Annotated in this window: 13 protein-coding genes, 1 tRNA gene, 1 rRNA gene, 1 other RNA gene and 1 other annotated feature (2 of these 17 only partly in view); of the genes, 14 read left to right on the top strand and 2 right to left on the bottom strand. The window is 41.0% G+C overall.

What is annotated here, in order from left to right; all coding sequences use genetic code 11:
* From guaB to serS, 5 genes are all read left to right on the top strand, one after another.
* Positions 1 to 443 carry the final stretch of an IMP dehydrogenase gene (gene guaB, locus NSU02_RS00070; protein WP_063388665.1) on the top strand. Its footprint begins 1,024 nt before the window's first position, so only the last 443 of its 1,467 coding nucleotides appear in the window; its start codon lies beyond the left edge, outside the window; its stop codon occupies positions 441 to 443.
* Between the two features lie 213 nt (positions 444 to 656).
* Positions 657 to 1,961 (top strand): serine hydrolase, encoded by a 1,305-nt coding sequence (locus NSU02_RS00075; protein WP_235600461.1) that lies wholly within the window; start codon positions 657 to 659, stop codon positions 1,959 to 1,961.
* 141 nt (positions 1,962 to 2,102) lie between these two features.
* Positions 2,103 to 2,987, top strand: a complete 885-nt coding sequence (gene pdxS / locus NSU02_RS00080; protein ID WP_063388667.1) for a pyridoxal 5'-phosphate synthase lyase subunit PdxS — start codon at positions 2,103 to 2,105, stop codon at positions 2,985 to 2,987.
* Between the two features lie 13 nt (positions 2,988 to 3,000).
* Positions 3,001 to 3,588, top strand: a complete 588-nt coding sequence (gene pdxT, locus NSU02_RS00085; protein WP_066251693.1) for a pyridoxal 5'-phosphate synthase glutaminase subunit PdxT — start codon at positions 3,001 to 3,003, stop codon at positions 3,586 to 3,588.
* A 50-nt stretch (positions 3,589 to 3,638) separates the two neighbouring features.
* Positions 3,639 to 3,855: a binding site (T-box leader), on the top strand.
* A 48-nt stretch (positions 3,856 to 3,903) separates the two neighbouring features.
* Entirely contained in the window at positions 3,904 to 5,184 is a 1,281-nt protein-coding gene (gene serS, locus NSU02_RS00090; protein ID WP_063388675.1) for a serine--tRNA ligase, read from the top strand.
* A gap of 75 nt (positions 5,185 to 5,259) precedes the next feature.
* Here the strand turns inward: serS and lhgO are convergent, their stop codons facing one another.
* Positions 5,260 to 6,456, bottom strand: a complete 1,197-nt coding sequence (gene lhgO, locus NSU02_RS00095; protein WP_339193733.1) for an L-2-hydroxyglutarate oxidase — start codon at positions 6,454 to 6,456, stop codon at positions 5,260 to 5,262.
* A gap of 395 nt (positions 6,457 to 6,851) precedes the next feature.
* Between lhgO and NSU02_RS00100 the strand changes: the two genes are divergently transcribed.
* Positions 6,852 to 6,944: transfer RNA gene (locus NSU02_RS00100), tRNA-Ser, on the top strand.
* Positions 6,945 to 7,189: 245 nt separating this feature from the next.
* Here the strand turns inward: NSU02_RS00100 and NSU02_RS00105 are convergent.
* Complete coding sequence (locus NSU02_RS00105; protein ID WP_339193735.1) at positions 7,190 to 8,476, bottom strand: glycoside hydrolase family 18 protein; 1,287 nt, start codon at positions 8,474 to 8,476, stop codon at positions 7,190 to 7,192.
* 132 nt (positions 8,477 to 8,608) lie between these two features.
* Between NSU02_RS00105 and tadA the strand changes: the two genes are divergently transcribed.
* The 8 genes from tadA to NSU02_RS00145 form a co-directional block, all read left to right on the top strand.
* Positions 8,609 to 9,097, top strand: a complete 489-nt coding sequence (tadA, locus tag NSU02_RS00110) for a tRNA adenosine(34) deaminase TadA (protein WP_063388670.1) — start codon at positions 8,609 to 8,611, stop codon at positions 9,095 to 9,097.
* A 100-nt stretch (positions 9,098 to 9,197) separates the two neighbouring features.
* An RNA gene (ffs, locus tag NSU02_RS00115) (signal recognition particle sRNA large type) lies at positions 9,198 to 9,462 on the top strand.
* A 567-nt stretch (positions 9,463 to 10,029) separates the two neighbouring features.
* Positions 10,030 to 11,712 (top strand): DNA polymerase III subunit gamma/tau, encoded by a 1,683-nt coding sequence (gene dnaX / locus NSU02_RS00120; protein WP_339193737.1) that lies wholly within the window; start codon positions 10,030 to 10,032, stop codon positions 11,710 to 11,712.
* A gap of 27 nt (positions 11,713 to 11,739) precedes the next feature.
* Positions 11,740 to 12,066 carry a YbaB/EbfC family nucleoid-associated protein gene (locus NSU02_RS00125; protein ID WP_063388677.1) on the top strand — a complete coding sequence of 109 codons (327 nt, stop codon included), beginning with the start codon at positions 11,740 to 11,742 and terminating at the stop codon, positions 12,064 to 12,066.
* Between the two features lie 13 nt (positions 12,067 to 12,079).
* Positions 12,080 to 12,676: a recombination mediator RecR gene (gene recR / locus NSU02_RS00130; protein WP_063388672.1), complete on the top strand. Its 597-nt coding sequence runs from the start codon at positions 12,080 to 12,082 to the stop codon at positions 12,674 to 12,676.
* A gap of 22 nt (positions 12,677 to 12,698) precedes the next feature.
* Entirely contained in the window at positions 12,699 to 12,914 is a 216-nt protein-coding gene (locus NSU02_RS00135) for a YaaL family protein (protein WP_063388673.1), read from the top strand.
* 115 nt (positions 12,915 to 13,029) lie between these two features.
* The gene (locus NSU02_RS00140) at positions 13,030 to 13,296 is read left to right on the top strand and encodes a pro-sigmaK processing inhibitor BofA family protein (protein WP_063388674.1); all 267 of its coding nucleotides are present in this window, start codon (positions 13,030 to 13,032) and stop codon (positions 13,294 to 13,296) included.
* Between the two features lie 219 nt (positions 13,297 to 13,515).
* Positions 13,516 to 15,000, top strand: a 16S ribosomal RNA gene (locus NSU02_RS00145); it runs 69 nt beyond the window's last position.

A 15,000-nucleotide genomic window follows, 5' to 3' on the forward strand; every position in this document is an offset into this window, starting at 1 on the left:
GCGGAATAAAATATTCAGGAGATATTGTAAAAGCATTGGCTGCAGGTGGACATGCCGTCATGTTAGGAAGTTTGCTTGCAGGTACATCTGAAAGCCCGGGAGAAACAGAAATTTACCAAGGGCGTCGATTTAAAGTATATCGCGGCATGGGTTCAGTTGCAGCGATGGAAAAAGGTAGCAAAGACCGTTATTTCCAAGAAGACAACAAAAAATTTGTTCCAGAAGGAATTGAAGGCCGCATCCCATATAAAGGACCGTTGGCAGAGACAATTTACCAACTTGTCGGCGGTGTGAGATCAGGTATGGGATATTGCGGAGCAAAAAATTTATATGAGCTCCGTGAGCATTCACAATTTATCCGGATGACTGGTGCAGGATTAAGAGAAAGCCATCCGCATGATGTTCAAATTACAAAAGAGGCTCCTAATTATTCCATTTCTTAACAACTGACAGTTCAATAGTCTTATTTAAAAAATTACGACTTTTAGACAGAGTAGAGACTCTGTCTATTTTTTTTATAAGATGTATGTTAAAATCAATTTTGTTGTGTTAACTATTAATTATTTTTTAAAATAGATATTTTCAAATAAATGGAGGTAATCATGGTGCACTTCACGAAAAAATTCATCTCGGCTCTCGTCATCACGTTTTTATTGATGACGGCATTTTCCCCTTTGTCTCCCAAAATAAATGCTGAAGAAAATGACCCATTGGGCATCAATGCCTCTGCAGCCATTGCCGTTGAAGCCTCTACAGGGAAAATTGTGTACGGAAAAAATATTGATAAAACTCTTGGAGTTGCAAGTATGACAAAAATGATGACTGAATACTTGCTGCTAGAAGCGATCCATGAAAAGAAAGTTTCTTGGGATCAAACATATCGTCCAAGTGATTATGTTTACAAAATTTCCCAAAATCGCAGTTTATCCAATGTCCCTTTAAGAAAAGATGGAAGTTATACAATAAAAGAGTTATATGAAGCAATGGCCATTTATTCTGCAAATGGTGCGGCGATTGCAGTGGCAGAAGTGATCGGTGGATCGGAAACAAATTTTGTGAAAATGATGAATGAAAAAGCGAAAGAACTAGGCTTGAAGCATACGAAGTTTGTAAATGCGACAGGTTTAAACAATAGAGACTTAATGGGGATGCATCCGGAAGGAACAGGTGAGGAAGAAGAAAATGTAATGTCTGCGAGAGACGTTGCCAGCCTTGCGTACCATCTTTTAAAGGAGTATCCTGAGATTTTAGAAACGGCCAAAATTACGAGAAAAGCTTTTCGAGAAGGTACGGATGATGAGATTAAAATGGAAAACTGGAACTGGATGCTGCCTGGATTAGTTTATGGTACAGAAGGTGTAGACGGGTTAAAAACAGGATATACCGATTTTGCGGGCTCCTGCTTTACGGGAACAGCCGAACGGAACGGAATGCGAATCATCACAGTTGTTATGAATGCGAAAGGTAAAGGGAGCAACAATTACGTACATCGTTTTAGTGAAACTAGAAAACTAATGGACTATGTTTTCAGCAATTTTTCCATTGAGGAATTATTTCCTGCGCAATATCAAATAAAAAATAAATCAACTGTATCTGTTGTAAAAGGAAAAGAGAAAAAAGTAGAAATAGAAACAAAAGATTCTTTAAAGCTCCCTATTAAACGTGGGGAAAAAGACCAGTATGAGCCGAAATATGTTTTAGATAAAAAGCTTTTAACTGCGAACGGAGAGCTGACTGCACCAATTAAAAAGGGCGCCAAGGTCGGGTATATGTCCGTAGAATATAAAGGGAACAGCCAGGATTACGGATTTGTAACAGGTGAATCCGAAGCGAAAGTTGATGTAGTGACAAAAACAAAAGTCGAAAAAGCTAACTGGTTTGTATTATCAATGAGAGGCATTGGTAGTTTTTTTGGTGATGTATGGAACGGAGCAGCAAACATGGTAAAAAGCTGGTTTTAATGCATAACTCCTAACATTTTGTTGGGGGTTTTTACTATATTTAAAATAAAAGAAATCCTTGAAATTTGATAGGAATTTTATAAAAATTAGGATAAAATAGACGTATGCATTTGAATGTATCATTAAGGAGGAACTATAGAAATGGCAATTACAGGTACTGATCGAGTAAAAAGGGGAATGGCCGAAATGCAAAAAGGCGGCGTCATCATGGATGTGGTCAATGCAGAACAGGCCAAAATTGCTGAAGAAGCAGGTGCGGTTGCCGTCATGGCGCTGGAAAGAGTTCCTGCTGACATTCGTGCGGCAGGCGGGGTTGCCCGCATGGCTGATCCGACGATTATTGAAGAGGTCATGAACGCGGTTACGATTCCAGTAATGGCAAAATGCCGTATTGGACATATTGTAGAAGCTCGAGTATTAGAAGCGCTCGGTGTTGATTATATTGATGAAAGTGAAGTGTTGACACCGGCTGATGAAGAGTTTCATATAAATAAGCGGGAATTTACGGTTCCATTTGTTTGTGGCTGCCGTGATCTAGGAGAAGCAGCTCGCCGAATTGGAGAAGGTGCTTCCATGCTCAGAACGAAGGGCGAACCGGGAACTGGCAACATTGTAGAAGCAGTTCGTCACATGCGGAAAGTGAATGCACAGGTTCGGAAAATTGTCGGCATGAGCGAAGATGAGCTAATGACGGAAGCAAAAAATTTAGGAGCCCCGTATGAAGTGCTGCTACAAATTAAAAAGGAAGGACGACTCCCTGTCGTGAATTTTGCTGCTGGCGGCGTTGCAACACCTGCTGACGCAGCGTTGATGATGCAGCTTGGTGCAGATGGTGTGTTTGTCGGCTCAGGTATTTTTAAATCTGAAAATCCAGGAAAGTATGCCCGGGCAATTGTGGAAGCGACCACACACTATGAGGATTATGAATTAATCGCTCATTTATCAAAAGATCTTGGAACTGCGATGAAAGGGATCGATATTTCTTCATTGCTTCCGGAACATCGTATGCAAGAACGTGGTTGGTAAAGGAGAATACAAAATGAAAGTAGGAGTTTTGGCACTCCAAGGTGCTGTGAGGGAGCATATTCAGTCAATCGAAGCTTGTGGTGCAGAAGGCGTAAAAATTAAAAAATCCGAACAATTGCAAAATATCGATGGACTTATTTTACCAGGCGGCGAAAGCACGACAATGAGAAGATTGATTGAAAAGTATGGGTTGATGGACCCTTTGAAAGAATTTATAAAGGGAGGAAAACCTGTTTTCGGTACATGTGCTGGTCTTATTTTGCTGGCGAAGCAAATTGTTGGACAAGATGAGCCGCACCTTGGTGTATTGGATGTGGTCGTTGAACGGAATTCTTTCGGCCGCCAGCGTGAAAGTTTTGAAGCGGAATTAACCATTGCAGGAGTTGGGGACGATTTTATAGGTGTGTTTATTCGCGCTCCGCATATTGTAGAAGCAGGAGAAAATGTTGAAATTTTAGCAAAACATGAGGATCGAATTGTTGCTGTTCGACAAGGCCACATTCTTGGATGTTCATTCCATCCGGAATTGACGGATGATCATCGATTTGTGCAATATTTTTTAAATATGGTGAAGGAATCAAACGAGAAAGTTCATGCATAAAAAAGTTGAACAAACCCTAAACTTATAGTAAATTTATGAATATAAATAGATCTAAAGCAATGAGAGGAACTAGTAGCAAGTTGTTTTTCTTAAGAGAGCTGGTGGTTGGTGGAAACCAGTGAAAAACGCTTGTGAATCCGTCCTTGAGTGAAATGCTGAATGCAAGTTTTTGTTAGTAAGCATTTACGGAAAAAACCGTTACCTTTGTAAGTGGAAGGCTGATGCCTTCAAGCAGGGTGGCAACGCGGGTATACTCTCGTCCCTTTTTGGACGGGAGTTTTTATTTTGAATATAAAAGCGAAAGGAGTGTCCATGATGCTTGATATGAAATTTTTACGGTCAAATTTTGAAGAAATAAAAAAGAAGCTTGAACACCGTGGAGAGGATTTAACTGATTTTGATCAATTTGTTGACTTGGATAAAAAGCGTCGTGAACTAATTGTTACGACGGAAGAATTAAAAAGCAAAAGAAATGAAGTATCTTCTAAAATCGCCGAATTAAAAAGAGAAAAGAAAGACACAGATCATTTAATTCAAGAAATGCGTCAAGTAGGAGAACGCATCAAAACACTTGATGAGGAATTAAAAGAGATTGAAGAAAAGCTTGAAACCTTGATTTTGTCGATTCCAAACATTCCGCATGAGAGCGTTCCAGTCGGCGATTCAGAGGAAGATAATGTAGAAGTCCGCAAATGGGGAGAAATCCCGACCTTTCGTTTTGAACCAAAACCTCATTGGGAAATTGCCGACCAATTAGGAATTCTCGATTTTGAAAGAGCCGGCAAGGTGACCGGCAGCCGCTTTGTATTTTATAAAGGTTTGGGCGCAAGATTAGAAAGGGCGCTTATCAGTTTTATGATAGATTTGCACGTTGAAGAACATGGCTATGAGGAAGTTTTGCCTCCGTATATAGTGAACCGTACAAGCATGATCGGAACAGGACAGCTTCCGAAGTTTGAGGAAGACGCTTTTAAAATTCAAGGTGAGGATTATTTCTTAATACCAACAGCGGAAGTTCCTGTCACAAATTTGCACCGTGATGAAATTTTACAGGAGAAGCAGCTTCCAATCAATTATGTAGCGTACAGCGCTTGCTTCCGTTCTGAGGCAGGGGCGGCCGGAAGAGATACGCGCGGCCTTATTCGCCAGCATCAATTTAACAAAGTGGAGCTTGTGAAAATTGTAAAGCCTGAAGATTCTTATGAGGAATTAGAAAAATTAACAAGTCATGCTGAAAACGTATTGAAGCTGTTAGGACTTCCATATCGAGTTATGAGCATGTGTACAGCTGATTTAGGCTTTACGGCAGCAAAAAAATATGATCTTGAAGTATGGCTTCCAAGCTATCAAACATATCGTGAAATTTCTTCTTGCAGCAACTTTGAAGCGTTTCAGGCTCGCCGGGCGAATATACGGTTCCGACGGGATCCGAAAGCAAAGCCTGAGCATGTGCATACGTTAAATGGTTCTGGGCTTGCAATAGGTCGTACAGTAGCAGCCATTTTGGAAAATTACCAGCAAGAAGACGGATCTGTCGTCATTCCGGAAGTGCTGCGTCCATATATGGGAAATAAAACAGTAATTAGTAAAAAGTAATTCATACTGAATAGAAAAAATGAAAGGGGATAGGAGGGGTTCCTTCCATATCCCCCTTTTATGTACAAATGTATTTTATATAGGCTGCCGTTGTATCATTTGTTTGGCAATTGTTCTTCCTATTTCAATGGATGCTGTCGCTGCAGGAGATGGAGCGTTCAGCACATGAATGGACCGTTTCGTTGGCACAATATAAAAATCATCGATTAAAGCCCCGTCTTTACTTAAAGCTTGAGCTCGGACACCAGATGGTCCAGGCAGCAAATCTTCTTCTGTAATATCGGGCATGAGTTTTTGAACATTTTCGACAAACTTTTTCTTTGACATCGATCGAATCATTTCTTCGAGTCCTTCTTTCATATATTGACCTGCTAATTTCCAAAAACCGGGGAACGTTAATACTTCAAACAAATCTTTCATATTTGCGTCGCTTTTTTTATACCCTTCTCTTTTCAAGCTTAAAACAGCATTTGGACCTATATCTACAGATCCGTCAATCATTCTAGTAAAGTGAACGCCTAAAAATGGAAAATTAGGATTTGGTACAGGATAGATTAAGTTTTTAACTAAATATGATTTTTGCGGATTTAACATATAATATTCTCCACGGAATGGAACAATTTTCACATCCGTATACAGATTTGCTATTTTAGCAATACGATCGCTGTTAAGTCCTGCACAATTTATAAAAAATCGGCTTTGAAAGGTTTTGTTTGCTGTTTCAACGATAACTTCTTGTTTTTTTTCATGAATCACTTCTACTTTTTCGTTTAAAAAGATCTCCCCGCCCTTTTCGAGGATTAAATCTGCCATCCGTTCACTAACAAGACGGAAATTTACAATACCTGTTGATGGAACATGAATGGCTTCTATTCCATTCACATAAGGTTCAAATTCATGAAGCTCCTCCTTTGAAATTTTCCGGATATTGAGGCCGTTTTTTAATCCGCGTTGGAACAGCTTCTCAAGCTCCTCCCGCTCATGTTCATCGCTGGCAACGATTACTTTGCCGCAGACTTCATAAGGGATATCGTATTTTTGGCAAAACATGATCATTGCCTGATTACCTTTTTTCGCAAGCTGCGCCTTATAGCTCCCGGGCTTGTAATATATACCGGAATGGATCACCCCGCTGTTATGACCCGTTTGATGGGAGGCAACTTTATTTTCTTTTTCGATTATTACCACTTTTGCGTTTGGGTGTTGTTCATATATTGCCAATGCAGTGGATAAGCCGACTATTCCTCCACCGACAATTACATAATCATACATATTTTTCTCCGTCCTCCTCTAGTCATCCGCAAGCTTCTCACTCTCATTTTTTAAGGGATTTACGTTTTGCACTAGGCTTCAGTTGTTTTTATACATGCTGTTTTAAAAGCGCGGCAAATCAATGCAAAGATAGCAGCCGATTGCGGGGAAAAGATGCATTTGTTCATGTCCCGAGAAAACTAGTGTCCATTTGTGAGCGCTTTAAATTAACTTGCAATACAAGTTTATAACATGATGAATGAAATACAATCGATTTTTTTCGAATTTTTTAATTTTTTCTATTTAAAAAAATAAGCTTCTTTGTAAAGAAGCGTTTAAGGAAAAAAATTATTTGATAACTTTTATGAGTTTATTGACATACATTTTATACTGTGCTATATTAGTCCATGTCATATGGAGGAGTACCCAAGTCTGGCTGAAGGGGTCGGTCTTGAAAACCGAGAGGCGGGTCAAACCGCGCGGGGGTTCGAATCCCTCCTCCTCCGCCATTATTTACCGAGTGCGCATAAATTGGAGATTGGCTAAATTCGTTACGGGCTGTAACGAATTTTTTATTTTTTAAAACAAAATGGCTAATCCTCATGGAAAACAAAAATCATCGATATAAACGTTAAAGGGGCGTCTATAAGCTGAAAAGCAACTTATTAGGCGCCTCTTTTATTTTTTTGAAAAACAAAACAGAAATTCCTCATATTTAAGATCATTTGATCAATAGTTGTTTATAAAGAAGTATTTATTTTTTTACGACTTGAAAATTATCGATAATCAACAGCCAATTTTGCGGAAACGAAATTCCTAGTTTCCAATAGCTAACACCTCGCAAATGCAGCTCTTTTACAAGATCGAATTTGGCTTGTATGGAACGGGCATCTTCAAACCAAACTTCATGAACCTTTTGGTTTTCATCCGTATATCGAAAAGTAGGGGCTTGGGCTTCTTCATCAAATTTGATTTCTGCATTGTATTTTGATGCAAGCTGAATCGCCTGCTGCGGACTTATCGCTTTTGCGTAAGGCCCGCCTTGCACAAAGGGAAGAGTCCAGTCATAACCGTATAAATTTTGTCCCATCATAATTTTCTGTGGAGGAATCTCCGTAACGGCATATTCGAGTACATCACGGACTGGGCCGATAGGAGAAACAGCCATTGGCGGTCCGCCGCTGTACCCCCATTCATATGTCATAATGACGACCCAATCCACAATTTCTCCATGTGCTTTATAGTCGTGGGCCTCGTACCATTGTCCTTTTTGCTCTGCGCTTGTTTTGGGGGCTAATGCAGAGGAAATGAACCACCCTTCACTGTGAATCCTGTCTCTCGCCCTTCGCAAAAATTGATTATAGGCTTCCCGGTCGGCAGGAAACAAATATTCAAAATCAAAGTGAATATCTCGAAACTGATATTTTTTTGCTGTGGCAATAATATTATTTAAAAATTTAGTTTGTACATCATCGTCTGTCAGCAATATATGCCCTAACTCTGCACTAAATTGATTGTTCTCCAAATTTGTGACAGCCATTGAAAACACTAAATTTTGTTCATTAGCAATAGTTTGCAAGTTCCCAATCGGCGGTTCTTTTAAAGAACCGTCACGTTGTGCTTGAAAGCTAAAATGGGTAAGGTAGGTTAAATAAGGGGCAGTCTCTCTTGCGCTGTCTTCGAGATTTTGGCTGACTTGAGCACCAAGCGGTTCTAAATATACATTAAATTCTGCTTGCCGTTTAGGCCGTTCTGGGATATATAATCGAAGGCCAATAGGCAATAATTGATTTATATTCAGTCCATTTGCTGCTGCAAGCTCAAATACAGACGTACCAAATTTTCTTGAAATGCTCCAAAGGCTGTCTCCCCGTTGAACGGTGTAAAATTGTCCGATGATTGGAATAACAATTGCTTGACCTACAACAAGCTGATCAGGATTAGGAATTTCATTTGCTTCAACGATGGCTGTTATAGATGTTCCATATGTTTGTGCAATGGAATAAAGCGTTTGCCCAGATTGAACAACATGAATTAGCAAAATCATGACCTCCTGTAAAAACTGTTTGTAAATTTTATGTTTTCATCGCAGAAAACATGCTTTTGGAAAAGGTTGAAAGGAACCCGCACTTTTTTTAAGATGAAATTATATCGATAGGATGAGGAGCAAAAAATGACTAAAGACGAATATTATATGACTTTAGCAATTGAAGAGGCGAAGAAGGCGGAAAAGATTGGCGAGGTTCCGATTGGTGCTGTGCTTGTTGTAGATGATGTAGTGGTTGCAAAAGCTCATAATTTGAGGGAAACCGAGCAGAGGTCAATCGCTCATGCGGAAATATTGGCAATTGATGAGGCGTGCAGGAAGCTTCGAACGTGGAGACTCGAGAACTCGACGCTATATGTGACGCTTGAGCCATGTCCAATGTGTGCAGGAGCGATTGTAATGTCAAGAATTGAACGTGTAGTTTTCGGCGCTTTCGATCCGAAGGCTGGTTGTGCAGGAACGTTAATGAATTTATTAAATGAACCTCGTTTCAATCATCAAACAGAAGTAATTTCAGGCGTGAAGCAGGAGCAATGCAGTGAAATGTTAACCTGTTTTTTTCAAAAGTTGCGGGAAGAGAAAAAACGGTTGAAAATGAAAAATAAAAACAATTGAATTTTTTAACATATTGGGAAGCGTTGCATTTTCTCGAAAAAACATATATACTAAATTTGCGTCCTTAAACGGCGCAAAGTGAAAATCGGTTTAAACTTTGCCGTGCTAAGCGGGGAGGTAGCGGTGCCCTGTACTCGCAATCCGCTCTAGCGAGGCCGAATTCCTTCTCGAGGTTAGTATATTTTAGGGTCTGCCTCAAGTAAGTGGTGTTGACGTTTGGGTCCTGTGCAATGAGAATCCATGAACCATGTCAGGTCCGGAAGGAAGCAGCATTAAGTGGAAGCTCTCATGTGCCGCAGGGTTGCCTGAACTGAGCTAACTGCTTGAGTAACGCCTAGGGTTGCTAATCGACAGAAGGTGCACGGCAGTTATTATATCAAACAATAAGATCCCCTTATAGTAGGCAGAAAAAGAAAAGTCTGTCAACTATAAGGGGATTTTTTCGATGAGAGAAATATGAACAGCGTATGATGTAAAGCTTAAAAAATGTAATGAGGACATTGGTTTAAAATATGGATTGATGCATGATGGGGAAAACACTTTAAGCAGAAAGAAATGAAGAAAATATTAGGAAGACTTTAAAACTCCCCAAGAAGATCTTGAAACAAAAGTGTCCTTAGCGGCTAAAACCATACAGAATACGCCGTCCCATTTCAAGTCTCATCCATACTTTTTCCGCACGTCCGAATAGATGAAGGATGCATTATGCAATATAACTATCAACGGCTTCAAAAGAGAAACAGCTTAAAGTCCTAATGAATATCGGTCTCAGGCTGTTTACATGTGCTGTCTATTTAACTGGAGACGCTTTTACAGAGATCGGTTTTATTTTTTTTTCATAAGTTTTTTATCCTTCTTATGGAAAACTTACATTCGTTTAAACAATCAGGTATAATAAATGAAAGATTACTGTATAAAGGGGAGGGCGTTACTTGAGTTATCAGGCTTTATACCGAGCATGGAGGCCACAGCAGTTTCGTGATGTCGTGGGACAAGAACACGTCACGAAAACATTGCAAAATGCCCTTTTACAAAATAAATTTTCGCATGCTTATCTTTTCACAGGTCCTAGAGGAACAGGTAAAACAAGCGCTGCAAAAATATTTGCGAAAGCGGTCAACTGCCAACAAGCACCAATTGCAGAGCCTTGTAATGAGTGTCCTGCATGTAAAGGAATCACGGAAGGATCGATTTCGGACGTTATTGAAATTGATGCAGCTTCTAATAATGGAGTAGATGAAATTCGCGATATTCGCGATAAAGTCAAATTTGCACCTGCGGCGGTCAAATATAAAGTATATATTATTGATGAAGTTCATATGCTTTCAATCGGAGCATTTAATGCTTTATTAAAAACGCTTGAAGAACCTCCAAAACATGTGATTTTTATTTTGGCTACAACTGAACCTCATAAAATTCCGCTTACCATTATTTCGAGATGTCAACGCTTTGATTTCCGGCGTATTTCTGTTCAATCCATCGTACGTCGCATGAAGGAAATTGTGGAAAATCAATCGATCAAGGTTGAAGAGGAAGCGTTAAAGGTTATTGCGAGCTCGGCTGATGGTGGGATGCGAGATGCACTGAGTCTGTTGGACCAAGCCATCTCTTTTAGCGATGATAAAGTCACATTGGAGGATGTATTATTTATAACTGGATCGGTTTCTCATAAGATGCTCGCAAATTTGGTCCGATTTATTTTTGAGAACAATGTTACGGAAGCTTTAAAAACTATCCACGAATGGTTGGATCAAGGGAAAGATCCTTTAAAATTAATTGAAGATCTCATTTATTACTATCGCGACATGTTATTATATAAATCGGCTCCAAACTTAGAGGAAGTAATGGAACGAGTCGCAATAGACGATGCGTTCGTTTCATTGTGCGAACAAATTCCTATTGAGCAAATTTATGAGACGATTGAAGTTTTGAATCAAAGCCAGCAGGAGATGAAATGGACGAATCATCCCCGTATTTTTGTAGAAGTAGCGATTGTGAAATTATGTCAAACTGAGCGTGTGCAGCCGCCTTCAGTTCATTATGAAGAACTTCTTAATCGAATACAGGAACTTGAACGCACAATATCTTCATTAGTTCAGCATGGAGTTCAAGAACAGTCGCCTGTTAAACAAGAAGCAAAAGTACAAAAAACAATTCAAAGCGGTTATAAAACGCCTGTTGACCGCATTTATGATATTTTGAGAAATGCTACTCGAAAAGATTTGGATTTAGTGAAAAGCCGATGGGGAGATCTGTTAACAACGCTAAAGCAGCAAAATAAAGTGTCGCATGCAGCCCTTTTAAATGAAAGTGAACCAGTTGCTGCTTGCGAATATGCTTTTGTGCTAAAATTTAAATATGAAATCCATTGTAAAATGGTGGCGGAAAATCAAAATCATGTATTAACAAACCTCCAAACGATTTTACAAGGACTCATTGGACGTCAAATGGAGATGATTGGCGTTCCGGAGAAAGAATGGGGTAAAATAAGGGAGGATTATTTGCGCAATCAACGATCAGACGATGCACATCAACAGGAACATGAAGAAGAAGATCCGCTTATTGCCGAAGCAAAAAAATTAGTTGGCACGGATCTGATTGAAATAAAAGAGTAAATAAATGCTTATGGAGGAGATAATATGATGATGCGTGGCGGTATGGGAAACATGCAAAAAATGATGAAGCAAATGCAAAAAATGCAAAAGGAGATGCAAAAGGCTCAGGAGGAGCTTGCTGAAAAAAAAGTGGAGGGAACTGCTGGCGGCGGTATGGTCACGGTTGTTGCAAACGGACATAAGGAAATTTTAGAAGTGAAAATCAATGAAGATGTTGTAGATCCTGAAGATATTGAAATGCTTCAAGATTTGGTATTGGCAGCAACAAACGATGCTCTTCGCAAAGTGGATGAGTTAACAAGCGAAACGATGGGAAGATTTACTAAAGGTATGAATTTGCCTGGCTTGTTCTAGGAGGATCTATTCGATGCAATATCCAGAACCGATATCAAAACTTATTGATAGCTTTATGAAGCTGCCAGGAATTGGTCCGAAAACGGCCGTTCGTCTGGCCTTTTTTGTTTTAAATATGAAGGAAGAAACAGTATTGGATTTCGCGAAAGCGCTTGTCAATGCAAAACGAAATTTATCATATTGCTCGATTTGCGGTCATATTACAGATGAAGATCCATGTTATCTTTGCAAAGATGAGCGCCGCGACAGAAGCATAATATGTGTGGTTCAAGACCCGAAAGACGTCATTGCAATGGAAAAAATGAAAGAATATAACGGTCTATATCATGTTCTGCATGGCGCCATTTCGCCAATGGACGGGATTGGTCCTGAAGATATTAATATCCCTGATTTGCTAAAACGTCTGCAAAATGATGAAATTCAAGAAGTAATTTTAGCAACAAATCCGAACATTGAGGGAGAAGCGACAGCAATGTATATCTCTCGCCTTTTAAAGCCTACAGGCATAAAAATCACAAGAATTGCTCATGGGCTGCCTGTTGGCGGTGATTTAGAATACGCGGACGAAGTCACACTTTCAAAAGCGCTTGAGGGAAGACGAGAGATTTGAAGAGAAAAGGAGTTTGCCAGACATGTTTATTCGGCGAAAGCAATGGTTGAGAAGAGAATTCGATCAGCTGCTTCTTCAAGATTTAATTGAGCTGAAGGAACATTGGGAGTATCAAAAGCGTTTAGTGGAAAAAAGCTTTGATCCTTCACCTGAGGTGCTTAGCAGTTTAAAATTAGCAGAAGCAAAATATTTATTTCTTTTAAAAGAAGCCAAAAAGAGAAATATCAAGATGGAATAGTAGGTAGAAGGAAGCAGCCACATTCCTGTTTGTTGTTTTCTTAGTTCTAAACAATATGAAATCTTTCATATTGTTAAAGTAAAGCCGAAATAAACAGGAAGGTGGGTTTTATATAATGGAGCCTTATATTATGATCATTTGCATTTTAGGGCTTTTATTCCTTCTGCTTCTTGCCGGTGCTTCTTTGAAACCGGTGAAATGGATAGGGAGTATTTTTATAAAAATTGTGATCGGGGCCTTGCTACTTTTTTTTGTTAATTCTTTTGGGACGAGTTTCGGTCTGCACGTGCCCATTAATATTGTTACATCATCTATTGCTGGTTTATTGGGGCTCCCCGGATTAGCTGCTTTAGTAATTATTAAAATGGTGATTATCCCTTGAAAAACACCTGTATACAGGCGGGTGTTTTTATTTTCAAAAAAAGTGTTGACATTATAAACAATCATGGTAAAATAATATTCGTCGCTAAGATACAAAATAAAAAAACATTGACAAATGAATTTTTGATTGATAAAATAGAAATCCTGATTGATCCTTGAAAACTGAACAAAACGAAAAGCGTGCCTGTTGATTCTGACAAGAGCATTTGGTGACAAACTTTTTTTGGAGAGTTTGATCCTGGCTCAGGACGAACGCTGGCGGCGTGCCTAATACATGCAAGTCGAGCGGACCGAAGGGAGCTTGCTCCTTTAGGTTAGCGGCGGACGGGTGAGTAACACGTGGGCAACCTGCCCTGCAGACTGGGATAACTTCGGGAAACCGGAGCTAATACCGGATAACACCGAAAACCGCATGGTTTTCGGTTGAAAGGCGGCTTTTAGCTGTCACTGCAGGATGGGCCCGCGGCGCATTAGCTAGTTGGTGAGGTAACGGCTCACCAAGGCGACGATGCGTAGCCGACCTGAGAGGGTGACCGGCCACACTGGGACTGAGACACGGCCCAGACTCCTACGGGAGGCAGCAGTAGGGAATCTTCCGCAATGGACGAAAGTCTGACGGAGCAACGCCGCGTGAGCGAAGAAGGTCTTCGGATCGTAAAGCTCTGTTGTCAGGGAAGAACAAGTGCCGTTCGAACAGGGCGGTACCTTGACGGTACCTGACGAGGAAGCCACGGCTAACTACGTGCCAGCAGCCGCGGTAATACGTAGGTGGCAAGCGTTGTCCGGAATTATTGGGCGTAAAGCGCGCGCAGGCGGTTCCTTAAGTCTGATGTGAAATCTCGCGGCTCAACCGCGAGCGGCCATTGGAAACTGGGGAACTTGAGTGCAGGAGAGGGGAGCGGAATTCCACGTGTAGCGGTGAAATGCGTAGAGATGTGGAGGAACACCAGTGGCGAAGGCGGCTCTCTGGCCTGTAACTGACGCTGAGGCGCGAAAGCGTGGGGAGCGAACAGGATTAGATACCCTGGTAGTCCACGCCGTAAACGATGAGTGCTAAGTGTTAGAGGGTATCCACCCTTTAGTGCTGCAGCAAACGCATTAAGCACTCCGCCTGGGGAGTACGGCCGCAAGGCTGAAACTCAAAGGAATTGACGGGGACCCGCACAAGCGGTGGAGCATGTGGTTTAATTCGAAGCAACGCGAAGAACCTTACCAGGTCTTGACATCCCCTGACAACCCTAGAGATAGGGCGTTCCCCTTTCGGGGACAGGGTGACAGGTGGTGCATGGTTGTCGTCAGCTCGTGTCGTGAGATGTTGGGTTAAGTCCCGCAACGAGCGCAACCCTTGACCTTAGTTGCCAGCATTCAGTTGGGCACTCTAAGGTGACTGCCGGCTAAAAGTCGGAGGAAGGTGGGGATGACGTCAAATCATCATGCCCCTTATGACCTGGGCTACACACGTGCTACAATGGGTGGTACAAAGGGCAGCGAAACCGCGAGGTGGAGCGAATCCCAAAAAACCACTCTCAGTTCGGATTGCAGGCTGCAACTCGCCTGCATGAAGCCGGAATCGCTAGTAATCGCGGATCAGCATGCCGCGGTGAATACGTTCCCGGGTCTTGTACACACCGCCCGTCACACCACGAGAGTTTGTAACACCCGAAGTCGGTGGGGTAACCCTTACGGGAGCCAGCCGCCGAAGGTG

The sequence above is a fragment of the Aeribacillus sp. FSL W8-0870 genome (assembly GCF_037963755.1).
GTDB lineage: Bacteria > Bacillota > Bacilli > Bacillales > Aeribacillaceae > Aeribacillus > Aeribacillus composti.

What these genes read in the sequence shown, in the direction of transcription:
- NSU02_RS00075 (WP_235600461.1), top strand. Translation starts at nt 657, where the DNA reads ATGACGGCATTTTCCCCTTTGTCTCCCAAAATAAATGCTGAAGAAAAT.
- pdxS (WP_063388667.1), top strand. Translation starts at nt 2,103, where the DNA reads ATGGCAATTACAGGTACTGATCGAGTAAAAAGGGGAATGGCCGAAATG.
- pdxT (WP_066251693.1), top strand. Translation starts at nt 3,001, where the DNA reads ATGAAAGTAGGAGTTTTGGCACTCCAAGGTGCTGTGAGGGAGCATATT.
- serS (WP_063388675.1), top strand. Translation starts at nt 3,904, where the DNA reads ATGCTTGATATGAAATTTTTACGGTCAAATTTTGAAGAAATAAAAAAG.
- lhgO (WP_339193733.1), bottom strand. Translation starts at nt 6,456, where the DNA reads ATGTATGATTATGTAATTGTCGGTGGAGGAATAGTCGGCTTATCCACT.
- tadA (WP_063388670.1), top strand. Translation starts at nt 8,609, where the DNA reads ATGACTAAAGACGAATATTATATGACTTTAGCAATTGAAGAGGCGAAG.
- NSU02_RS00125 (WP_063388677.1), top strand. Translation starts at nt 11,740, where the DNA reads ATGATGCGTGGCGGTATGGGAAACATGCAAAAAATGATGAAGCAAATG.
- recR (WP_063388672.1), top strand. Translation starts at nt 12,080, where the DNA reads ATGCAATATCCAGAACCGATATCAAAACTTATTGATAGCTTTATGAAG.
- NSU02_RS00135 (WP_063388673.1), top strand. Translation starts at nt 12,699, where the DNA reads ATGTTTATTCGGCGAAAGCAATGGTTGAGAAGAGAATTCGATCAGCTG.
- NSU02_RS00140 (WP_063388674.1), top strand. Translation starts at nt 13,030, where the DNA reads ATGGAGCCTTATATTATGATCATTTGCATTTTAGGGCTTTTATTCCTT.